Source organism: Bacillus cereus group sp. BfR-BA-01356 (assembly GCF_022663635.1).
GTDB lineage: Bacteria > Bacillota > Bacilli > Bacillales > Bacillaceae_G > Bacillus_A > Bacillus_A cereus.
Genome location: NZ_JAKUFX010000111.1, coordinates 1 through 19,514, shown reverse-complemented (window position 1 = coordinate 19,514; position 19,514 = coordinate 1). Strand labels below are relative to the sequence as shown.

The following is a 19,514-nucleotide window of genomic DNA, read 5'->3' as shown; positions in this document are numbered from 1 at the left end:
TTATGAAGACGTTTAGCCACTTCCTATCGAATCCAGTGGATTTATTTTCAAAATCCTCTAGCAATATTTTTTGAAAATGTCCCCTTGACTTTTCATAGTTGGTCTTTCAATAGTGTTCATATTATTCTATGTTTTAATAAAAAAATGGCTTGTTTATTAACCTACTATTTTATCTTTATATGATAGAGTGTCTTCTACTCGATATAGAATTCATACAAACTATGCTAATTTTTAAGAGAAAGTGAAGAGAACTACTACTAGTTATGGTATTTTTCAATAAACACTTGTTGAAGAAAATGTTCTGATTACAAATAATATCTTATTTTCAAGTACGTTTTTTAAATGTATATTTCACAATGAAAAATGGGAAATCCACAAATAAAGTCTATGTATATGTGAGTTAATGGGAAAATCTAGTGTGTTTTTAAGGGGCGTCTTATTTAAAAGAAAAAAGGTTTGTTTTAGAAAGTGGTGTCTAAACATTAAATGGAGTAGGACTAAATTCACGGCTGCTCATTAAAAAGCTTTTAATTAGGAGAAGTCTGTTTTTATAATGAATAATGAAAAGAAAGTTTGGTACAATTGTTTGTTTTTTTCTTTTTATGTGTTTGCCTCGTACCCTTTTAAGCTAGTGGACATACTTTACTAATAGAAAGGATTAGGGGGTGAGGTATTGGGTTCTCGATTTAATAATTGTAAAAAGAAGTGTACATGTAAACAAGATGATTGTTGGGAAGTATTCGAAGAGTGTAAAAAAGAACAGCATGAGAAATGTGATAATTCTTGTGTACAAGGAATTAGGGATGAACTTAAGAAATTAATTAATCGAACAGTTCAAATTAATACAGAGGGACGTACTTATGTAGGTACTGTTTCGTCTGTAAGTTGTGATGTAGTTAGGCTTGCGGCTATTCCTGGATCGGTTGGAGTAATTATTTCCATTTGCAAAATTGAAGCAATTTTCCCACCGGTTACAACGGTTACTGCTGACTTTGATTTTAATAGTATTGATGTAGCAAACAAAGCATAATTATGCTGCTTTTTTGTAAAGCCATTCACATGAATGGCTTTATTTTGATTTTATATAAAAGGAGAATATATTCTTTATATAGAAATAAGTTTGAGGTTATAAAGCATGATGTACGAAAGGAGCAAGGAAGTGATTAAACTAGAAAGCTTTAAGAAATCTGATTTTAAACAATTAATAAATTGGATTAATTCCGAAGAATTTCTAATACAGTGGTCAGGAAATGCATTCACATTTCCTTTAGACGAACAGCAATTAGAGAAGTATATAGAAAGTGCAAATACACTCGCTTTCAAAGTGGTAGATGAAGAGACTTCAGACGTTATTGGACATATTTCGCTTGGGCAAATAGATAATATTAATAAGTCCGCTAGAATTGGAAAAGTATTAGTTGGTAATACGAAGATGAGAGGACGTTCTATAGGAAAACATATGATGAAAGCAGTACTTCATATTGCTTTTGACGAATTAAAACTACATAGAGTAACTCTTGGTGTGTATGATTTTAATACATCGGCCATTTCATGTTACGAAAAAATAGGGTTTGTAAAAGAAGGCTTATTAAGAGAGTCAAAAAGAGTAGGAGAAACGTATTGGAATTTATGGGAAATGAGTATGTTAGAATATGAATGGAAGAAGTAGCAACGATAGTAATTTATAATTATATTATGTTAACAAAGGGGTTTGGTGGGTATAGTGGATAATAAAACAAAAATAATTTCAATTGCAGCTGTTTCGGGAGGAGGTAAAACTACAATTACAGAAAGATTAAAGCATAAGTTTAAAAACTCAAAAGCTCTATATTTTGATAGTTATACATTTGATAACTCTCCTGCTGATATTTGTAAATGGATTGATGATGGGGCGAATTACGACGAGTGGGTATTAACACCATTAATTCATGATATTGAGCAACTTATACAAAATAATACCTTAGACTATATTATTGTAGATTATCCTTTTGCATACTTAAATAGTGAGATGCGAAAATTCATTGATGTAACTATATTTATTAATACGCCTTTAGATATTGCGATGGCTAGAAGGATTTTGCGAGATTTTAAGGAAGGTACAATAGATGAAATACATAATGATTTGGAACATTACATGACATATGCGAGAAAAGCTTATTTAGAGGCAATTCATACTGTTAAGCCGAATTCAGATATCATATTGGATGGTTCTTTATCTGTAAGTGAAATAATTAATCACGCTGTAGAGGAACTTGGCCGAAGAGAAGTGATTGTCAATGGTTAAATGTATAACAGATGCTGTTAGGTGGATAATTGAAGTAAGGGAGAGAGAAATGTGTACACTTTATTTCAATATAATTGGCAAGTAAGAGATGATTGGTTTAAGTGGTGTGAACAACTTTGAGAGGAAGATTTACTTTGCAAACTGGGGGTATGTTAGAAACATGATTTCAAGTATAGTTGGATTAGTGCTCTTCAAGGAGAAGAAGATAGCGAACCGCAATTTAAAGATTATCAATCGATTCAAAAAGTGAAAGCGTTATCTGATTTATATAAACGAGAACTTGAAGTTTTTTTTGCAGTCATGATCATCTAGCCTAGAATGCTAGCACACTTAAAATAAGCCGTATAAAAAGTTAATCATTGGTGCTTTGATTATATAACGTCTGCGAAATAAATAGTGTGAAGGACAGCTATTCTAACAAGTATTTTATGTAACGTTCGTATATTTAAATTTTTTTGTAATTAATCGAATTCTAATTTTTTAGAAACGGATAATGAGGTATGGGTGGTGCTCTTTTTATTGAATAAAATGAGTTTATTTTTCGGAATTTCCTTACAATATAAAAATTAAAATTTTATTTGTTGTTAAGAAAATATATGAGGAAAATAAAAAAAGAGGGCTAATGCCCTCTTTTTCTTTTAATTTGGTAATTAATCACAGATTGGTATCCCAAGCACTCTTAGAGCTAATGCTACTTGAAGGGAAATCTCTAATCTAGCAATTTCAATACCAGCTACTGAAAGAACTAAAAAAGGTTGTCCGTTTACAAATACAACACAACTATCCATAGTTAAGCCTCCTTTCTAGTAATCTACTATAGTATATGAGTAGAACTTTAAAGTGTAATAGTTCAATTGTTGGATTTAATAGAATTAATAGATTAACCCATTTAAACTAAACAAACGAACACAACGAAAGGAAACAGAGATGGATGTATGCCTCAAAAAACATAGGTTTTAAGACATGTAATGGGATATGAAATTTATCATATTGGTCAGCTATCTATATGGGCGAGAGAGTTAAGCTTGCAACCAGTTTCAGCAAATTTGCTTGGAAGAGGATGATAGAATTAAAAACCGACTTGCATCTCAAGCGCAAGTCGGTTTTATATATATAAGAAGATTTCTTAATTGAAATCCTCGGATTTTTTCTGACGTATATGTAAAAACATTAAGGTGGTAATGATTAAAAAAATCATTATAGTTTGTATAATTAAATTTTTAAACTGAAGCAATATTGTCCAAGATGTAAGGGCGTCTTTAAAAGCTTGGAGTGCAGAGTACGAGGAAGGATCAAAACCATACTGGAGCAACTTTTTTGTTTCAATAAATGAAATGTTTTCTTCATCTGCATCTAATATTACTGAAATTAGTCTAGTATCTCCAAGTTTTGCTGTACTGACAAAACTATAATTACCGTTAGTTGAAAAACTAGTTTGTAAGCCATCAACACCTTGAAGTTTAATGTTTTCATTAAGGGAATATATCATTTTATTCGTATTGAAAACCTGGGAATCTTTGAAGGTAAATTGGTAAGAGGTTAGTTTTGTAATATTCAATACATCTGGAAAATCTTTTACTAATCGTGCTGCTAGTTTAGCTGCGTCTATCGCTGTTGTAGTTGATTGTTTATTTGTATTATTATTAATTCCAGTAGAGTTTAGAAATGGAGATGGTTGTAATAACTTTAGTTCTTTTGCTTTTTTATTCATTAATACTGTAAAGTTATCTTCATTTCCAGCAATGTGTTCTGCTAGGGCGAGTGCAGAACGATTATTCCCTGCCAGTAGCAATGCATGAAGTAAATCACGAACCGTTGTTTTATCATTCGATGTTACTTGTATAGGGCTTGTTTCTACTCGGAAAACTTCGTTACTTATTTGTACGAAGTCATCTAACTGTATTTTTCTATCATTTAGTTGCTCCAATACGATATATTCTGTCATTAATTTAGATAAAGCAGCTGATTGTACTGGAGTTTCTTCATTTTTTTTATAAACAATTTCACCTGAATTAGCATTTATTAAAATAGCTGATTTAGCTTGAATAATCGGACCATTTACATAAAGATAAAAATATAAAACGATAAGTGCAGTAATAAAAAAAGATAATAATAAAATAGCGAATTTCTTTAAGAATTGCATAAGCGATCCTCCTATTATGACATCAATAATAGTATTGTAAAAAGGAATGCTTAATTAGGAAGAAAGAAAAGGTAAAGAATTTCTAAAGAATTATAAAGGATTATTAAATTTAGGGTAATTATGGAAAAAGTTCAATTTCTTATATGGTAAGAAATTGAACTTTTTATTTGTAATATTAACATTTGTATGGGAGCAGTTTTACAGTGAATGTTGTTTTTTCGTCATCACTATATACTTCAATTGTTCCTTTATGCAATTCGACTATACTCTTTGCAATTGCTAATCCAAGTCCAGATCCACCAGTGTTTGTAGAGCGAGATTTCTCAACGCGATAAAAACGTTCAAAAATATGAGGTAAATCCGTACTAGGAATAGGTTGTCCGTAATTTGTTATATCAATTGTAATCATATTATTGCTTTCATAAGCAGTAAGGTCAATATAGCGACCTTCGCTTCCATAAGCGATAGCGTTTATAATAAGATTTTCAAACACACGCACTAATTTGTCACCATCAGCTAATACCATGAGCTTTTGAGACGGGAAAGAAGGCCGACATTCTATATTAGCTTCTTGAAATTGTATACGGAATTGAACAGTTAATTGTCCAAGTAACTCTACAATATCAATAGGAACAGAATACAAGCTTAATTCTTTATTTTGAACACGTGTATATTCGAACAAGTCATTCATTAATGCATTAAGACGAGTTACCTTATCGTAAATGACTTGAATATAGTATCGCAATTCCACTTCATCTCTATAATTATCATGATGGATTAAATTTACGTATCCAACTATAGAAGTAAGGGGAGTGCGTAAGTCATGTGATACATTTGTAATAAGTTCACTTTTTGCTTGTTCAGCTTGTCTTTCTTCATCAATGGAGACTTTTAATTGTTCAACAATTTCATTGACCCCGATTGCTAATTCTTCTAGATAATTATGATTTACAATAGAAACTTTATGATTGAAGTTTCCATTTGCAATATAACGAATTTCTTCTATCATTTTTTTTATACAAGTTTCATAATAAAGTTTTTTCTCGTGACGATAAAAAATGTAAAGATAGGATGAAAAAATAGAAAATAAAAACAAATAAGATACAATCATCATCCATAAAGACTCTTTAATCCCTTTATACTTTTCATAACCAAAAATTCGAATGAATTCTTTACCGAGTTCGGTTAGAGTAAGTGAACTTTCAATTACACTCGTAACGAGGCGATAAATAATTAATTCAGTAATAGGAGTGAGTGTGATAGCTAATAAAAGCCAAAAAATAAGTTTCCATTTAGGAATATCTTTTAATATATCAAATGCTTCATTTCTCAATTTTATAGCCAACTCCCCAAACAGTATGAATAAATTTTTCTCCATTTATTACTGTTTCAAGTTTATCTCGTAAGTTGCTAATATGGACCATTACCGTCTTATTTGAACCATAACCATCTTCATTCCAAACGCGTTCGAAAATTTCTTCTGAACTAAATACTCTTCCTGTATTACTCGCAAGTAAATATAAAATATCGAATTCAATAGAGGTTAGTTTAATGTACTCTCCATTTACTTTAACTGTATGATTATGTTTATGTATTTCAACAGAGCGAATACGAATAATACCATCTTCATTCTTTTGCGAAGTAGCATTTTGGAAAGAGGATCTTCGTAATAAAGCTTTCACTCTAGCTACTAATTCTAATGGATTGAATGGTTTGATCATATAATCATCGGCACCTGTCATAAGGCCTAATATTTTATCCATATCTTCTGCTTTTGCACTAAGCATTAGAATTGGTACAGTATTATTTTCACGCACTTCCTGACAAACTTCTAATCCGTTTCGTTTTGGCATCATAATATCCAAAATCATAAGGTCAACTTCATATGTAGAAACCTTTTGCAATGCTTCATCGCCATCATAAGCTTTATAAATGTTATAGCCTTCATTTCGCAAATAAACAGCAAGTAATTCAACAATTTCTTTATCATCATCAATAATTAATATGTTTTTATTCATTGTGTAGTTCCTTTCCTTACAAATCATCAACATTACTATAATATCAAACATTTATGTACTTGTAGCGATGATTCTGTATAAAATTTCATGTAACGTATTAAAAAGGAGTAAAAAGATTAATATCGAATATAAAATAACAAAGATATTTAGATTCTACATTATAATGAAAGGTAGTTATAAGGGGGATTTTCTATGTTATGTAATGATAAATATTCATTTACTCCAACTGGAAAAATAGAAAATGATATTAAAGCTTTTCTACTAAAATATAATAAAGAGTTTACATATAAACATTCAATTCGTGTGGCAAATGAGGCAAAAAAGATTGCAGAAAAGTTTCACGTAGATAAAGAAAAAGCAGCAATTGCAGGATATTTACATGATATTAGTGGCATTTTTCCAAACGAGGAGCGGATTGCAGTTGCTGAAGAATTTGGTGTAGAAATAGTGGAAGCGGAAAGAAAGTTTCCTATGATTATTCATCAAAAATTATCGAGGGTAATCGCAAAAGAAATATTTAAAGTCGAAGATGAAGAGATTTTAAATGCAATTTGTTGCCCATACAACGTTGCGTAAACATGCAACGAAGATGGATTTAGTATTATTTGTTGCAGATAAAATAGAATGGGATCAAAAAGGGACACCACCATATTTAATAGAAATAAAAAAAGGATTGGAAAAATCTTTGGAAAAAGCAGCTTTTGTATATATTTCATATTTGTGGGAAAGGAAAGATACATTGAAAGTTATACACCCGTGGCTAGAAGAAGCATATTGGGATTTAAAAAGAATTGTACAGTAGAAAGGACAAGGAAATGCAATTAAAAGAATATATGAATCAAACATTTCCAGAAGTTACATTAGGACCCTACTTATTATCTCAGTGGGAAAATCATTTGCATTTTGATTTCGGAAAAGATAAATATCAAATTGTAGAAGGAACCGACGATTTAAATATGGAATACTTTTCTCAACTATATACATATAATAAATTCTTATTTGAAGACATATTTTCAAAAGAAGATGTAGTGTTTGTAGTGACAAATGTTTATAGATTTAAAAAGGAAAACATAAAAACTCCACAGAAAATAAATGTATACAATAAATATATTAAGAAAAGAGATTTAAGATTTCATATAAGACAAGAAACGTTACCGTTTCTATTTGAAGATGAAGAAGCAGATTTATATTGTACATATCAATTTTCTTTAAGATGTCTCGTAGAAGATATTAAATATGAATCGCTTATACAAGCTGCTAATCATGAGGATTTTTCTGATTTGTATCCTCGATTTGGACGAAAAAAAGAAATTTTTTATCCAGATGTATTTCTCATTAATGCAACGAAAGATATTGTCATGTTTATGTATGATGATAGAGGATGTGAAGTAATTGCGAAGAATAAAGAAATAATACGAGATTTATATAAGAAATACAAAGAATGGATTCCAGATTATGAACGAGAAAGTATAGATAACATATTTAAATGACAATAGGGGAAGTGAAGCGTGTAATGAAACGTATTGCAATAGTATCTGCATGGGAACCAGAACTGACGTATTTGCATCAACATTATCCGAGTGAACGTGTTGAAAAAAGAGCAGCTTGGGAATTTCATTTTCATACTATTAATGAGCTGGAAATTATATCAGTTGTTACTGGTGTCGGTAAAGTAAGCTGCGCTAGTTGTGTACAATTGTTAATTAGTGAGTTTCAGCCAGATGAGTTGTTTATGACAGGAATATGCGGAAGTTTATCAAACAAGGTGAAAAACGGTCATATTGTAGTCGCACTAAACGCAATACAACATGATGTCACTGCTGCTGGTTCAGGGGAAGATGTTTTTAATTTATATAACGGTAGAACAGCACCTATTGAAACAACAAAATCACTTGTAAGAAGAATAAAAAAAATACGATCGTATGATCCGATACATTTCGGTACATTTTTATCAGGAGATCAACGTATTCGTAGTTCGGAAATGAGATATTTACTCCATACTGTATATGGAGCATTGGCAGTTGATCAAGAAGTAGCAGCTTTCGCCTATGTATGCCAAATAAATAAAAAACCATTTCTCTGTTTAAAAGCTGCTTCAGATCAAGCAAATGATAAAACGAAAGAAGAACAAAAAATCTTTAAAATGCTAGCATGTGAAAGAGCATGTGAGCATTTAATTGCTTTTTTGCGTGTTTATGAGATTAATGTAGTAAATAATAGATAGTTTGTTATAAAACAAATCAATAGTGAGTTATATGTAGGGAAATGTCCGCTCATTTCAAATTAAGAGCTGAAATTTATAATAGATGGAATATATTATATGGGTACACGTTGAGTTTAATATAAGCAGTTGGAGGGCAATTTTATATGATTCAATATAAAAGGTGTAGTGAAGTAAATATTGATTTAGTATATGAAGCTTTTAAAGATGGATTTTCAGATTACATTATTAAGATGGAGGTTTCAAAAGAGGATTTTATACAACGTTTTTTGGGACCAGAAGGTAATTTGCTAGAACATTCTTTTCTTGCTTTAGAAGAAGGCAAACCTGTTGGCGTAATACTAGGTGGTATAAAGGATTATGAAAGTATTAAGACTATGCGCTGTGGAACATTAGCGGTTCATCCTAATTACCGCGGTATTGGTGTGAGTCAAAAATTATTTGAACTGCATAAAGAAGAGGCGATTCAACATGGATGTAAGCAACTTTTTCTCGAAGTCATTGTAGGAAATGACCGAGCGATTCATTTTTATAATAAGTTGGGCTATGAAAAAGTGTACGATCTTTCTTATTATAATTTAAATGATTTGACTAAAATAATGAATAAAGATTGTAAGGATAGTGAAGTAAAACAATTAGAATTTCCAACTTTTAAAGATGAAATTCAGAAATGGTTAAACTTCCATATAAATTGGCAAAATGATATTGATTATATCAAAAAAACAAATCATGTATTTTATGGTGCATATGTCGATAATGACTTAAAAGGCTCTCTATGTGTAAATAAACAAGGTAAAATTAGTTTTATTTTCGTAGAAAAAGATTATAGAAATATTGGTGTTGGGATGAAATTATTACAAATAGCAAGAGAAGAATTAAATTTATCAAGTTTATCAATTGGGTTTCCTAACAATAATTTACTGGAAGGTTTTCTTAAGAAATGTGGATTTGAAAAGAATTCTTTAGCGCAATATGAAATGTATTTATTACTCTAAGAGCGGAAAGATTTATTCTTTTCGCTTTTTATTTTGCTGTTATGTTGGTAAATGCTCCGCAACTATAATTTATAATGAGAGGGATTTTGTTTATCCTTAAGTTATTTTTTAAATTGTCAATTTCATGCTAATAATTTTCTTTGTATAATATTCTAATTTTATGTAGAATAGATACGATGGGAGGGGATGAAATGAATAATGGATTAAAGTTTAAGATTTTTGAATTGCATTGTCTCGTTCAAAAGACTTATTCTGATATTAAAATAGCGTGTGATATTGCTATTTATCAAGAAAACACTTCTAAATATTTAATTTCATTAGGATTTTTAAATAAATCATATATGACTTATATAGAAGCAAAAAGATTCTATCGCGAAAATGAAGAGCTTGTAAGTGTAGAATTTGATAATTTCTTTGATATGTATGATAAATTAGAAAACGAATTAAAACAAGTTATTTCAACTGAAGATAAAAATCCTTCATTGCTACATAGCAGACTTGATCAGTTTCAACAGAAAGTTGAAAATATAAATGACCTAATAAAAGTATTGCAAAATGCTCGTTAATGAATGCTTTTTTCTTTTTTGTATAGAAATTATGTATTAAAAACATTTTAGGGATATTACATATTAAAGAGGTGGCTTTTGTTGATTACAAAAGTCATCTTTTTATGTTAGGAATAGATTGTATACATTTTAGCAGTTTTATATAAATAATAGAAATTTATACGAGGTAAATATCATGGGAAATAAAAAAGAAATAGCTATAGTTGCATTAACTACAGGCTTCGTTTTAACAAGTGTAACACTATATGGAGTAGGTCATGCAGAGGAACCTGGTCAAATGCAAGTTGAAATTCAAGAGGATTCGTTCCGTACAGGTAATCTGACACAACCATCAAAAAAGGCACCAGAGAATGTAGTGAAAGATGCACTTAAGGAAAATACGGAGCATGCTTTGTCTCCAAAACAAGTTAGTGCAGAAACAGGAGTAGATTACAAAGTTCTTCAAAAACGTGGTTCTTATGATGGAACTACACTTGTGCGCATGCAACAAATATATGAAGGAAAAGAAGTATATGGCCACCAGTTGACTGCTCACGTAGATAAAAAAGGTATTATTAAAAGCATTTCAGGAGCTAGCGCACAAAATTTAACACAAGAAGATTTAAAGAAACCTATTAATTTATCAAAAGAAGAAGCAAAACAATATATTTATAAAAAGTACGGAAACGATACTAAATTTATTTCTGAGCCAGAAGTTAAGGCAGTTATTTTTGTTGATGAAAATCATGGGGAGGCTAGCAATGCATATCAAGTTACATTTGCTGCTACAACACCAAATTATGTATCTGGAACTTATTTAGCGAATGCTCATAATGGTGAAATGTTAAAAGATATGGTACAAGAATCAAGTTTGAAAATAAGTGAAGAGTATGTTGAATCCGTTAAGGAAAATAAAACTAGCAATTTCACATCATTAACTGGAACAGGAAAAGATGATTTAGGCGTAACTCGTACATTTGGTATTTCTAAACAGACCAGTGGGAATTATGCACTTGCTGATTACACAAGAGGACAAGGAATTGAGACATATGATGTAAATTATAGAGATATTACAAATGAAGAAAGTTATTATCCTGGTATACTAGCAACTAGTGTTTCAACAACATTTAATGATCCAAAGGCGGTAAGCGCTCATTTCTTAGCAACAAAGGTATACGATTTTTATAAAGAAAAATATAAGCGTAATAGTTTTGATAATAAAGGAAAAAAAGTAGTTTCAGTTGTACATGCATGGGATTCTGGAGGAACAAATGATCCTGAAAATTGGGAGAATGCATTTAGTACTAATATTAATAACATTAGTATGCTTTTATATGGAGATCCTATGGTAAAAGCATTCGATATAGCGGGTCATGAATTTACACATGCAGTTACATCAAGTGAATCTAACCTTGAATTTTCAGGAGAATCTGGGGCAATTAACGAGGCATTATCGGATATTATGGGAACGGCTATAGAGAAATACATAAATAATGGGGAATTTAACTGGACAATAGGAGAACAAACTGGATCGACTTTTCGTAATATGAAAAATCCAACTGCAATTAATTTTTCAGAAGGACTACCGTATCCTGATGATTATAGTAAATATAATGATTTAAATGGAGAGGATTATGGAGGCGTTCATTTTAACTCAAGTATTATTAATAAAGTTGCGTATTTAATTGCACAAGGTGGTACTCATAACGGTGTAAATGTAAATGGTATTGGTGAAGATAGAATGTTTGATATTTTCTATTATGCAAATACTGATGAATTAAATATGACTTCTAATTTCTCTGAATTGAAATTGGCATGCCTTAAAGTGGCAACTAATAAATATGGAGCGAACTCAATTGAAGTTCAAGCAGTCCAAAATGCTTTTGATGCGGCAAAAATTACAGGAACGGTGAAAGAAAACGAAAAAACAGCAGAAAACCAAGCTCCAGAGTTAACTGTACCGTTTACGATTACACTACGTGTAGGTGATACGTTTGATCCAATGAGAAATGTAAAAGCTGTTGATAAAGAAGAGGGTGATTTAACAAATAAAGTAAAGCATAAAGGCGATGTAGATACTTCAAAACCAGGTACATACATTGTGGAATACTTGGTCGTTGATTCCCAAGGGAGAAATACAACGGCTAGACAGACTGTAATTGTAGAGGGAAATGGAGAAACATCAGATTTAGAACCTAAATTAACAGTGCCTGTTGGAGCGACAATTCATGTAGGAGATTCATTTGTTCCAATGGCAGAAGTATTAGCTATCGATAAAGAAGACGGTGATCTCACTTCTAAAATCAAAGTTGATGGTGAAGTAGATACAACTAAAGCCGGTACTTACGTATTAACGTACACGGTTACAGATTCTAAAGGTCATGAAGTAACGGCGAAGCAAACTGTAACGGTCAAAGTTAGAGAAGAAGTTAAAAATGATAAACCAATACTAAAAGTACCTGCTACAACTTCAATTACTGAGGGTGATCAATTTAATCCATTGGTAGGGGTATCAGCTACTGATAAAGAGGACGGTGACCTTATTTCTAAAGTAGCGTATGAAGGAACTATAGATACAACTAAAGCTGGTACTTATGAAATAATATATAGTGTTAGAGATTCCGTGGGTAATGAGGTAAATGCAATACAAAAAGTATTAGTGAAAGATAAAGAAACTAGCAAAGCTAATGGCCTTGCTAATAAGGAAAATAAGAGTAATATCTCAAACAACAGTAATAGCGATAAAAAAGAATATACATATAAGGAGCTTCCAAAGACGGGTGTAAGTACAACTAACAGTGCAGCAATCGGCATATTGATGATTATTACAGGCACAGTACTCACTTTTGTTCGCAAATTTAGAAAGATACAAAAATAATAGTAGGGATCATTCGTTTGAAGAAAAGAGTTCATTATTCAAAAGAAATAAAATAGAAAGTAAGTAAAACAAAATATGGATTTTTTACTTAATAAGATTTTAGTAGTTAAGCGGTGCATTTGGCTTCTATAAAAATTTGTAGTTGGATCATGTTCTGTCTACAAAACTACATTACATAAAAAACACGTTACTATTCTCATTAAAATAAAAGAATAGTAACGTGTTTTTTGGTTTGGAAAAAGCATAAATCCTATAGTTCATGAATCTGGGAGTGCTTCTAATCTGCCATTGATGAGTTACTGAAAACATTTTGTTTTAATGGAAGTTTCACTCTAAATGACAACATGAGATTTTCGATATTTACCAGGTGTTTCATTGGTGAATTTTTTAAAAATTTTAGTGAAATAACTTTGATCGCTAAAATTAAGCGAAGCGCATATGTCTGATAAAGGATAGGTGGTGAAAGTTAATAATTTCTTTGCTTCTTCGATTCGTTCACGTTGAATGTACTCAATTAATGAAATACCGACTTCTTTTTTAAATAATATAGATAAATAATCTGAATTCACATTTGCAAATTTAGCAAGTTGTTTAACAGATATTGGATTGTAAATATTTTTAAAAATGTAGTTTTTACAAATAGCAATAGTCTGTGAATATTGCTGTGTTTTTTGTGCCTTTACACGGTCTGCAAAGGTACAAAAAGCATTTTTTAATAAATCCCAAACAGATTCTTTGTCTTTTGAATCTTCTGTTCTTTGGATATGTAAATCATAAATTTTGTAAGCAATCCCAGATGGAAGTCCCCCTTTTATCGCATATCTAGTAGCGAGCGTGATGGATGAAATACAAATGTTTTTATGACGTCTTAATTGATGGAATGAAGATAAAGATGAAAGAGTCTCTTGTTGGAATTCGTAATAATATTTGAGTACGGTTTCTTTATCCCCTTCTTCTATAGAACTAAGTAGTTGCTGCTCTATATATAAATTATGATAAATAGATTCGTCTTTTTGCATTGAAATATATACATCTTCGTTTAAGATGCTGCTATGACTTATATGAAGTGAGTCACTGTTATTTGAAAAGGTGCTTACATCTGAATTTTTTTTATAGAGAATGTTATAGAACAATATCGCTATATTTACAAAGAAATTTTGATCTTTGACTGACAATGAAAAATAATGGTCTCTTGTTCTTTTATAATTTGGAATAAAATTAAGGTTACTATCCGCTTTACTTGTAGAAAAATTTACATGTGTCAAGGGCCCAATAATAACAGTACCGTTCACCATATAATCGCTCTTTATGTGAATTAAAATAAAGTGCCCTAGATATTCGTGAGTTCTGAAGATGGGGGAATTATATGTATCATTTCTCTGAAAAAGCATATGTAACTGTTCTATTTTTGATGTATATAACGAATGTGAATCATTTTTTGATTTAAATTCTAAAAGAATATTTTTGTTACAATCTAAAAAACAAACTGGAATTTCGAAAGATTGAAAAAACATATTGCAAATGTACTCTATCTCAACTAGACTGAGTTTTTTAGTCATATTCTTCCTCCTTACAGTTATGCGTAATAGTTAAATAAACATATATTCCTTTTTCATAAGTAGATACGGAAAACCTTTATCAATAAAAAATATAAATAAAAGTTATAAACTTCTAAGAATAATACCATAATTTAACATGAATAGCACATATTATTTGAATATACAGGTAATAGTTTTGGACAGTAACGTAAAATATGAATCGTCACACTTATTTGTTGGTTATTACTTATATGTATTAAAAAATGATTAAGATTGGATTTTAAATAGGGATAGGAAGTGAGAAATGAATAGATTGACAGTAAGTGACTAGTCGAAATTAGCAGTGAAAGCTATTATGTAACAAATGTAATGATTCTTGAAATAGGGATATACGTGTAATTTAGGGGAGAAAATTACATATATCATGTGGAGAGACAACGTAATAATAGAAGATAAGAAAAGTGAATAAGTGATTGTAAACAATGGATTGTTGGACGACTATGTTTTATGTTATTCGTTTAAATCTGATACTTGGCACACTATTGCTTTTAAGAAGGTAATAGTAATAAAGAAATTTTTAAAATGATAGAAGTAGTAAAGGGGATAAGAGAAATGAAAAAAATATTTAGTGTGCTTTTAGTGTTATTCTTAACATTTTCTACATGGTCTAGTGTATTAGTAAAGGCAGATTCACCATCTAAAGGTACTTTAACGATTCATAAGTATGAACAAGAAAAAGATGGAGCGCAGGGACTAGAAGGTGACGGTTCTGCAAATCAAGAGGTGCCAAAAGATGTGAAACCATTAAAAGGTGTAACGTTTGAAGTGAAAAGGGTTGCTTCTTTTGAAAAAATTTCAAACGATGGGAAAATCGTAAAAGAAGACGTGAAACCTGTAATGGGAGCCACTCCAAATCAAGTAGTAACAGATGATAACGGACAAGCTGTATTAAAAGATCTTCCGCTAGGACGTTATGAGGTGAAAGAAGTGGCAGGACCTCCACATGTTAATCTAAATCCCAATACGTATACAGTGGATATCCCATTAACGAATAAAGAGGGTAAGGTGCTAAACTATGATGTTCACATGTATCCCAAAAATGAGATTAAACGTGGTGCAGTGGATTTAATAAAAACTGGTGTAAATGAAAAAGCATTAGCAGGTGCAGTATTCTCTTTATTTAAAAAAGACGGTACAGAAGTGAAAAAAGAGTTAGCAACAGATGCTAATGGCCATATCCGCGTGCAAGGATTGGAGTATGGAGAATACTATTTCCAAGAAACAAAAGCTCCGAAAGGCTATGTAATAGATCCAACTAAACGTGAGTTTTTTGTTAAGAACTCCGGAACAATTAATGAAGATGGAACTATTACTTCTGGTACAGTAGTTAAAATAGAAGTGAAAAACTATGAAGAACCAACAATTGATAAAAAAATTAACGGAAAATTGGAAGCGTTACCAATAAATCCGTTAACTAATTATAATTATGATATTAAAACATTAATTCCAGAAGACATTAAGGAATACAAAAAATATGTGGTAACAGATACTTTGGATAATCGTTTAGTGATTCAAGGAAAGCCAATCGTGAAAATTGATGGAGCAGAAGTAAATGCAAACGTTGTTGAGGTAGCTATAGAAGGTCAAAAAGTAACAGCTACAGTAAAAGATTTCACAAAATTAGATGGTAAAAAAGAATTTCATTTGCAAATTAAATCCCAAGTAAAAGAAGGAGTACCATCTGGTTCGGAAATTTTAAATACAGCAAAAATACATTTTACAAATAAAAATGATGTAATTGGAGAAAAGGAATCTAAACCTGTAGTTGTTATTCCGACAACTGGAATAATTGAGTTAACAAAAATTGATAGTGCTAATAAGAATAAATTAAAAGGTGCAGAGTTTGTACTTAAAGATAATAATGGAAAAATAGTTGTCGTAGCAGGAAAAGAAGTAACAGGTGTATCAGATGAAAATGGTGTTATTAAATGGTCTAACATTCCATATGGAGACTATCAAATTTTTGAAACGAAAGCACCAACATATACAAAAGAAGATGGTACAAAAGCATCTTATCAATTATTAAAAGACCCCATTGATGTAAAGATTAGTGAAAATAATCAAACGGTTAAATTGACGATTGAAAATAATAAAAGTGGATGGATTCTTCCGGTAACGGGTGGCATAGGAACGACTCTTTTTACTATAATAGGCCTTACGTTAATGCTTACAGCGGCATTTGTTTTCTTTAGAAAAAAGTTTGCTAGAAATTAAGATTTTAGGAACATGTAACTATGGGAAAAGGGGAGAAGCAAAATGCTTCCCTCTTTTCGATATTTAAGCATATACAGAGGTGGAAATATGAAACGAAATCTTGTTTTGGGGGGTATTTTTTTATTTGGATTAGGTATTTTTTTATATCCTACTATTAGTAATTGGTTGGCGACTCGTGCACATTATTCTGAGATTAGCTCTTACGATAAGAAGATCAAAGCGCTACAAAAGAAAGAAGTCGAACGTAGGGAAAAAGAAGCAGCCGAATATAATAAACAAGTTCAAACTTCTGCGAAAACATTTACAGATCCATTTTCTGAAAAAAAAAGTAATTATCAAGCGTATGCTGATGCGTTAAATTTAGGAGATGTAATGGGGTATATTGAAATATCGAAAATTAATATAAAACTGCCAATCTATCAAGGGACCTCTGAGGAAGTATTGAGTCGCGGGATAGGTCATTTAGATTTTTCTTCGCTCCCGGTAGGTGGAGAAAATACGCACACTATTTTAACAGGGCATCGTGGTTTACCATCAGCAAAATTATTTACAGATTTAGATAAGTTGAGCAAAGGAGATCTTTTTTATATTCATTCTTTAGACAAAGTTCTTGCTTATAAAGTAGATCAAATTAAAGTAGTGTTACCACACGAAACGGACGATCTACAAATTGTACAAAATAAAGATTATACAACTTTAATTACGTGTACGCCTTATGGAGTAAACACCAATAGATTGCTAGTTCGAGGTGAGCGTGTGGAGTTAAACGAGAAAGAAAAACAAAAAGTGAGTACAGAGATAGTTATATTTAATAAGTGGACTGTAATAGTTACAATCCTATTGTTATGTGTGTTTCTAGTCGAAATTTATAAGAAAAGGTTTACTTGATAGAATGTATTTATTTATCCTGCATTAATGGGAAGTGGGACCAGAAATTCAAAGATAAGTAAAGAAGGTATATAGGAGATGAAGTAAATCATCATTAATAAAAATTTCATTTTATTCGACTATAGAAAAAATACGGTAAAGGTGGGAACAAAGGAATTGAGGCTACGATTAAAGCTGGTAAGTATTCATTTTATTGTTTTGTTAATGTTAAGTGTAAGTTTTGTCGTATATGTACCAAAAGAAGCATATGGATCCACGACTAACTTAGAAGGTCTAGGAGATATATCGCGTTATAATGCTGTTGTCTTTGGTAACCATAAAGCAATAGGTGGCGACATTGAAGGAGCAATTGCAGTTCAAGGTGATATGGATGCATCGGGGTATACGATTGTAGGTGCTGCAGCGGGAACATCTAATATAGTAGGTGAAAAATGGGGTGATGATGGATATCCGTCCTTGTTATTGTCTGGAAAATTTAAGAAATCAAGAGAAGAATCTTTTATCATTCAAAACGGAATAGTCGTAATGACAAAAGAGAGTGATCCAGATCGCATCATCCAATCCTCTTATGATCGTATCGTTTATAAAGAAAAACTAGAAATTGACGCGAAATTTAATGAATTTCGCAATATAGTGAACCAAGTCAGTAAAAATGCAGGTCAATATAAAACGAATACCCCAATTCCAAATATGAGTCATGGAATCGGAAAAGATATAAACAATCCTAATATTTATGTTTCATCAGAATTGACAGGGAAAATTAATTTAGATATAAGAGATGTATTTTTACCAAATGCTAAGGACAAAGATTTTATTGTAATGTATTCGGATGCGATAGAGGTTACATTTAAAAATGGGGCTATTCTATATGACAAGAACAATATTGGAAGGGCTACGGATATAATTCCCACATCACAACCCTATTCTCCTAATTCACCATTTACTGAGCTATACAGTAAAATGATTTGGGTTTTTCCTAATGCGAAAAAGATCACAACAGAAGGATATGGTGTTGTTGGGAGTGTGTTTGCTCCCAATGCTGTATTAGAAACAAAAGGCGGTTCGATTAATGGACAAGCATTTGTCGGTGCGGTACAACAAACTGGTGGATTTGAGTTTCACAATTTCAAATTTAACTGGAAACATTGGAACAAGCCTAGTACAGGAAAAGTAAAAATAAAAAAGGTTGATAGTAATAATGATAATAAAAAATTGGAGGGAGCAAAGTTTAAAATTGAAGATTCAAAAGGAAAAATAGTTGGAGAACTAGTAACAAATGAAGAAGGAGAAGCGATATCAAAAGACTTACCAATAGGAAATTATACTTTAGTGGAAAAAGAAGCACCTAAAGGTTACGAATTATTAAAAGATAACATAACTGTAAAAATAGAAAAAGATGCAGTAGTAGAAATTAAAATAGGAAATAAGAAATTGCCAGATCCAATGGGGAAAATGAAGCTTGTGAAAGTAGACATAAGTGATAAAAATAAAAAACTAGCAAGGGCAAAGTTTAAAATTGAAGATTCAAAAGGAAAAATAGTTGGAGAACTAGTAACAAATGAAGAAGGAGAAGCGATATCAAAAGACTTACCAATAGGAAACTATACCGTAGTGGAAGTAGAAGCACCTAAAGGTTACGAATTATTAAAAGATAACATAACTGTAAAAATAGAAAAAGATGCAGTAGTAGAAATTAAAATAGGAAATAAGAAATTGCCAGATCCAATGGG

General features: G+C 31.1%; 16 protein-coding genes and 3 pseudogenes. 14 read left to right on the top strand and 5 right to left on the bottom strand.

Translation table 11 applies throughout. The features are described 5' to 3' along the window. The first annotated feature begins 673 nt into the window (after positions 1-673). From MR168_RS25825 to MR168_RS25810, 4 genes and pseudogenes are all read left to right on the top strand, one after another. On the top strand, positions 674-1,030 hold the full coding sequence (locus MR168_RS25825) for a hypothetical protein (protein WP_086411362.1): 357 nt from the start codon (positions 674-676) through the stop codon (positions 1,028-1,030). A 105-nt stretch (positions 1,031-1,135) separates the two neighbouring features. After that, entirely contained in the window at positions 1,136-1,669 is a 534-nt protein-coding gene (locus tag MR168_RS25820) for a GNAT family N-acetyltransferase (RefSeq protein ID WP_000990082.1), read from the top strand. A 45-nt stretch (positions 1,670-1,714) separates the two neighbouring features. Continuing rightward, entirely contained in the window at positions 1,715-2,284 is a 570-nt protein-coding gene (locus tag MR168_RS25815; RefSeq protein ID WP_370512808.1) for a nucleoside/nucleotide kinase family protein, read from the top strand. Between the two features lie 51 nt (positions 2,285-2,335). Next, positions 2,336-2,584, top strand: a pseudogene (locus tag MR168_RS25810) (DinB family protein); the annotation flags it as partial. 350 nt (positions 2,585-2,934) lie between these two features. On the opposite strand, the gene MR168_RS25805 reads toward MR168_RS25810, so the two are convergent. Continuing rightward, positions 2,935-3,072, bottom strand: a complete 138-nt coding sequence (locus tag MR168_RS25805) for a DUF3956 domain-containing protein (RefSeq protein ID WP_000376554.1) — start codon at positions 3,070-3,072, stop codon at positions 2,935-2,937. Positions 3,073-3,237: 165 nt separating this feature from the next. Here MR168_RS25805 and MR168_RS25800 point away from each other — a divergent pair. Beyond that, positions 3,238-3,348: pseudogene (locus tag MR168_RS25800) on the top strand (DinB family protein); the annotation flags it as partial. A 62-nt stretch (positions 3,349-3,410) separates the two neighbouring features. Here the strand turns inward: MR168_RS25800 and MR168_RS25795 are convergent. The 3 genes from MR168_RS25795 to MR168_RS25785 all read right to left on the bottom strand — a co-directional run bounded on the left by MR168_RS25795 (position 3,411) and on the right by MR168_RS25785 (position 6,445). Continuing rightward, a complete protein-coding gene (locus MR168_RS25795) occupies positions 3,411-4,427 on the bottom strand; it encodes a D-alanyl-D-alanine carboxypeptidase family protein (RefSeq protein WP_006917594.1) in 1,017 nt (338 codons plus the stop codon). A 175-nt stretch (positions 4,428-4,602) separates the two neighbouring features. Beyond that, complete coding sequence (locus MR168_RS25790; protein WP_001243307.1) at positions 4,603-5,760, bottom strand: sensor histidine kinase; 1,158 nt, start codon at positions 5,758-5,760, stop codon at positions 4,603-4,605. Continuing rightward, positions 5,750-6,445, bottom strand: coding sequence for a response regulator transcription factor (locus MR168_RS25785; RefSeq protein ID WP_001038807.1), 696 nt, complete (start codon positions 6,443-6,445; stop codon positions 5,750-5,752). Before MR168_RS25785 ends, MR168_RS25790 begins: the two co-directional genes overlap by 11 nt. 192 nt (positions 6,446-6,637) lie before the next feature. Here MR168_RS25785 and yqeK point away from each other — a divergent pair. From yqeK to MR168_RS25755, 6 genes and pseudogenes are all read left to right on the top strand, one after another. Next, positions 6,638-7,247: pseudogene (gene yqeK, locus MR168_RS25780) on the top strand (bis(5'-nucleosyl)-tetraphosphatase (symmetrical) YqeK). A gap of 13 nt (positions 7,248-7,260) precedes the next feature. Further along, positions 7,261-7,935, top strand: a complete 675-nt coding sequence (locus MR168_RS25775; RefSeq protein ID WP_140159326.1) for a DUF3885 domain-containing protein — start codon at positions 7,261-7,263, stop codon at positions 7,933-7,935. Then, the gene (mtnN, locus tag MR168_RS25770; RefSeq protein WP_000151939.1) at positions 7,932-8,669 is read left to right on the top strand and encodes a 5'-methylthioadenosine/S-adenosylhomocysteine nucleosidase; all 738 of its coding nucleotides are present in this window, start codon (positions 7,932-7,934) and stop codon (positions 8,667-8,669) included. Before MR168_RS25775 ends, mtnN begins: the two co-directional genes overlap by 4 nt. A gap of 143 nt (positions 8,670-8,812) precedes the next feature. Further along, entirely contained in the window at positions 8,813-9,661 is an 849-nt protein-coding gene (locus tag MR168_RS25765) for a GNAT family N-acetyltransferase (RefSeq protein ID WP_086411360.1), read from the top strand. Positions 9,662-9,852: 191 nt separating this feature from the next. Beyond that, positions 9,853-10,227 (top strand): hypothetical protein, encoded by a 375-nt coding sequence (locus MR168_RS25760; protein ID WP_001059022.1) that lies wholly within the window; start codon positions 9,853-9,855, stop codon positions 10,225-10,227. A 175-nt stretch (positions 10,228-10,402) separates the two neighbouring features. Then, a complete protein-coding gene (locus MR168_RS25755; RefSeq protein WP_086411359.1) occupies positions 10,403-13,084 on the top strand; it encodes a M4 family metallopeptidase in 2,682 nt (893 codons plus the stop codon). A 332-nt stretch (positions 13,085-13,416) separates the two neighbouring features. Here MR168_RS25755 and MR168_RS25750 read toward each other — a convergent pair whose 3' ends face one another. Beyond that, complete coding sequence (locus MR168_RS25750) at positions 13,417-14,643, bottom strand: AraC family transcriptional regulator (RefSeq protein ID WP_000162835.1); 1,227 nt, start codon at positions 14,641-14,643, stop codon at positions 13,417-13,419. A gap of 591 nt (positions 14,644-15,234) precedes the next feature. Between MR168_RS25750 and MR168_RS25745 the strand changes: the two genes are divergently transcribed. The 3 genes from MR168_RS25745 to MR168_RS25735 form a co-directional block, all read left to right on the top strand. Next, complete coding sequence (locus MR168_RS25745) at positions 15,235-16,896, top strand: SpaA isopeptide-forming pilin-related protein (RefSeq protein WP_242291586.1); 1,662 nt, start codon at positions 15,235-15,237, stop codon at positions 16,894-16,896. A gap of 87 nt (positions 16,897-16,983) precedes the next feature. Further along, positions 16,984-17,784 (top strand): class C sortase, encoded by an 801-nt coding sequence (locus tag MR168_RS25740; RefSeq protein WP_086412680.1) that lies wholly within the window; start codon positions 16,984-16,986, stop codon positions 17,782-17,784. Positions 17,785-17,940: 156 nt separating this feature from the next. Beyond that, positions 17,941-19,514: SpaA isopeptide-forming pilin-related protein (locus tag MR168_RS25735; protein WP_242291585.1), on the top strand; the 1,574-nt coding region annotated here is incomplete at its 3' end.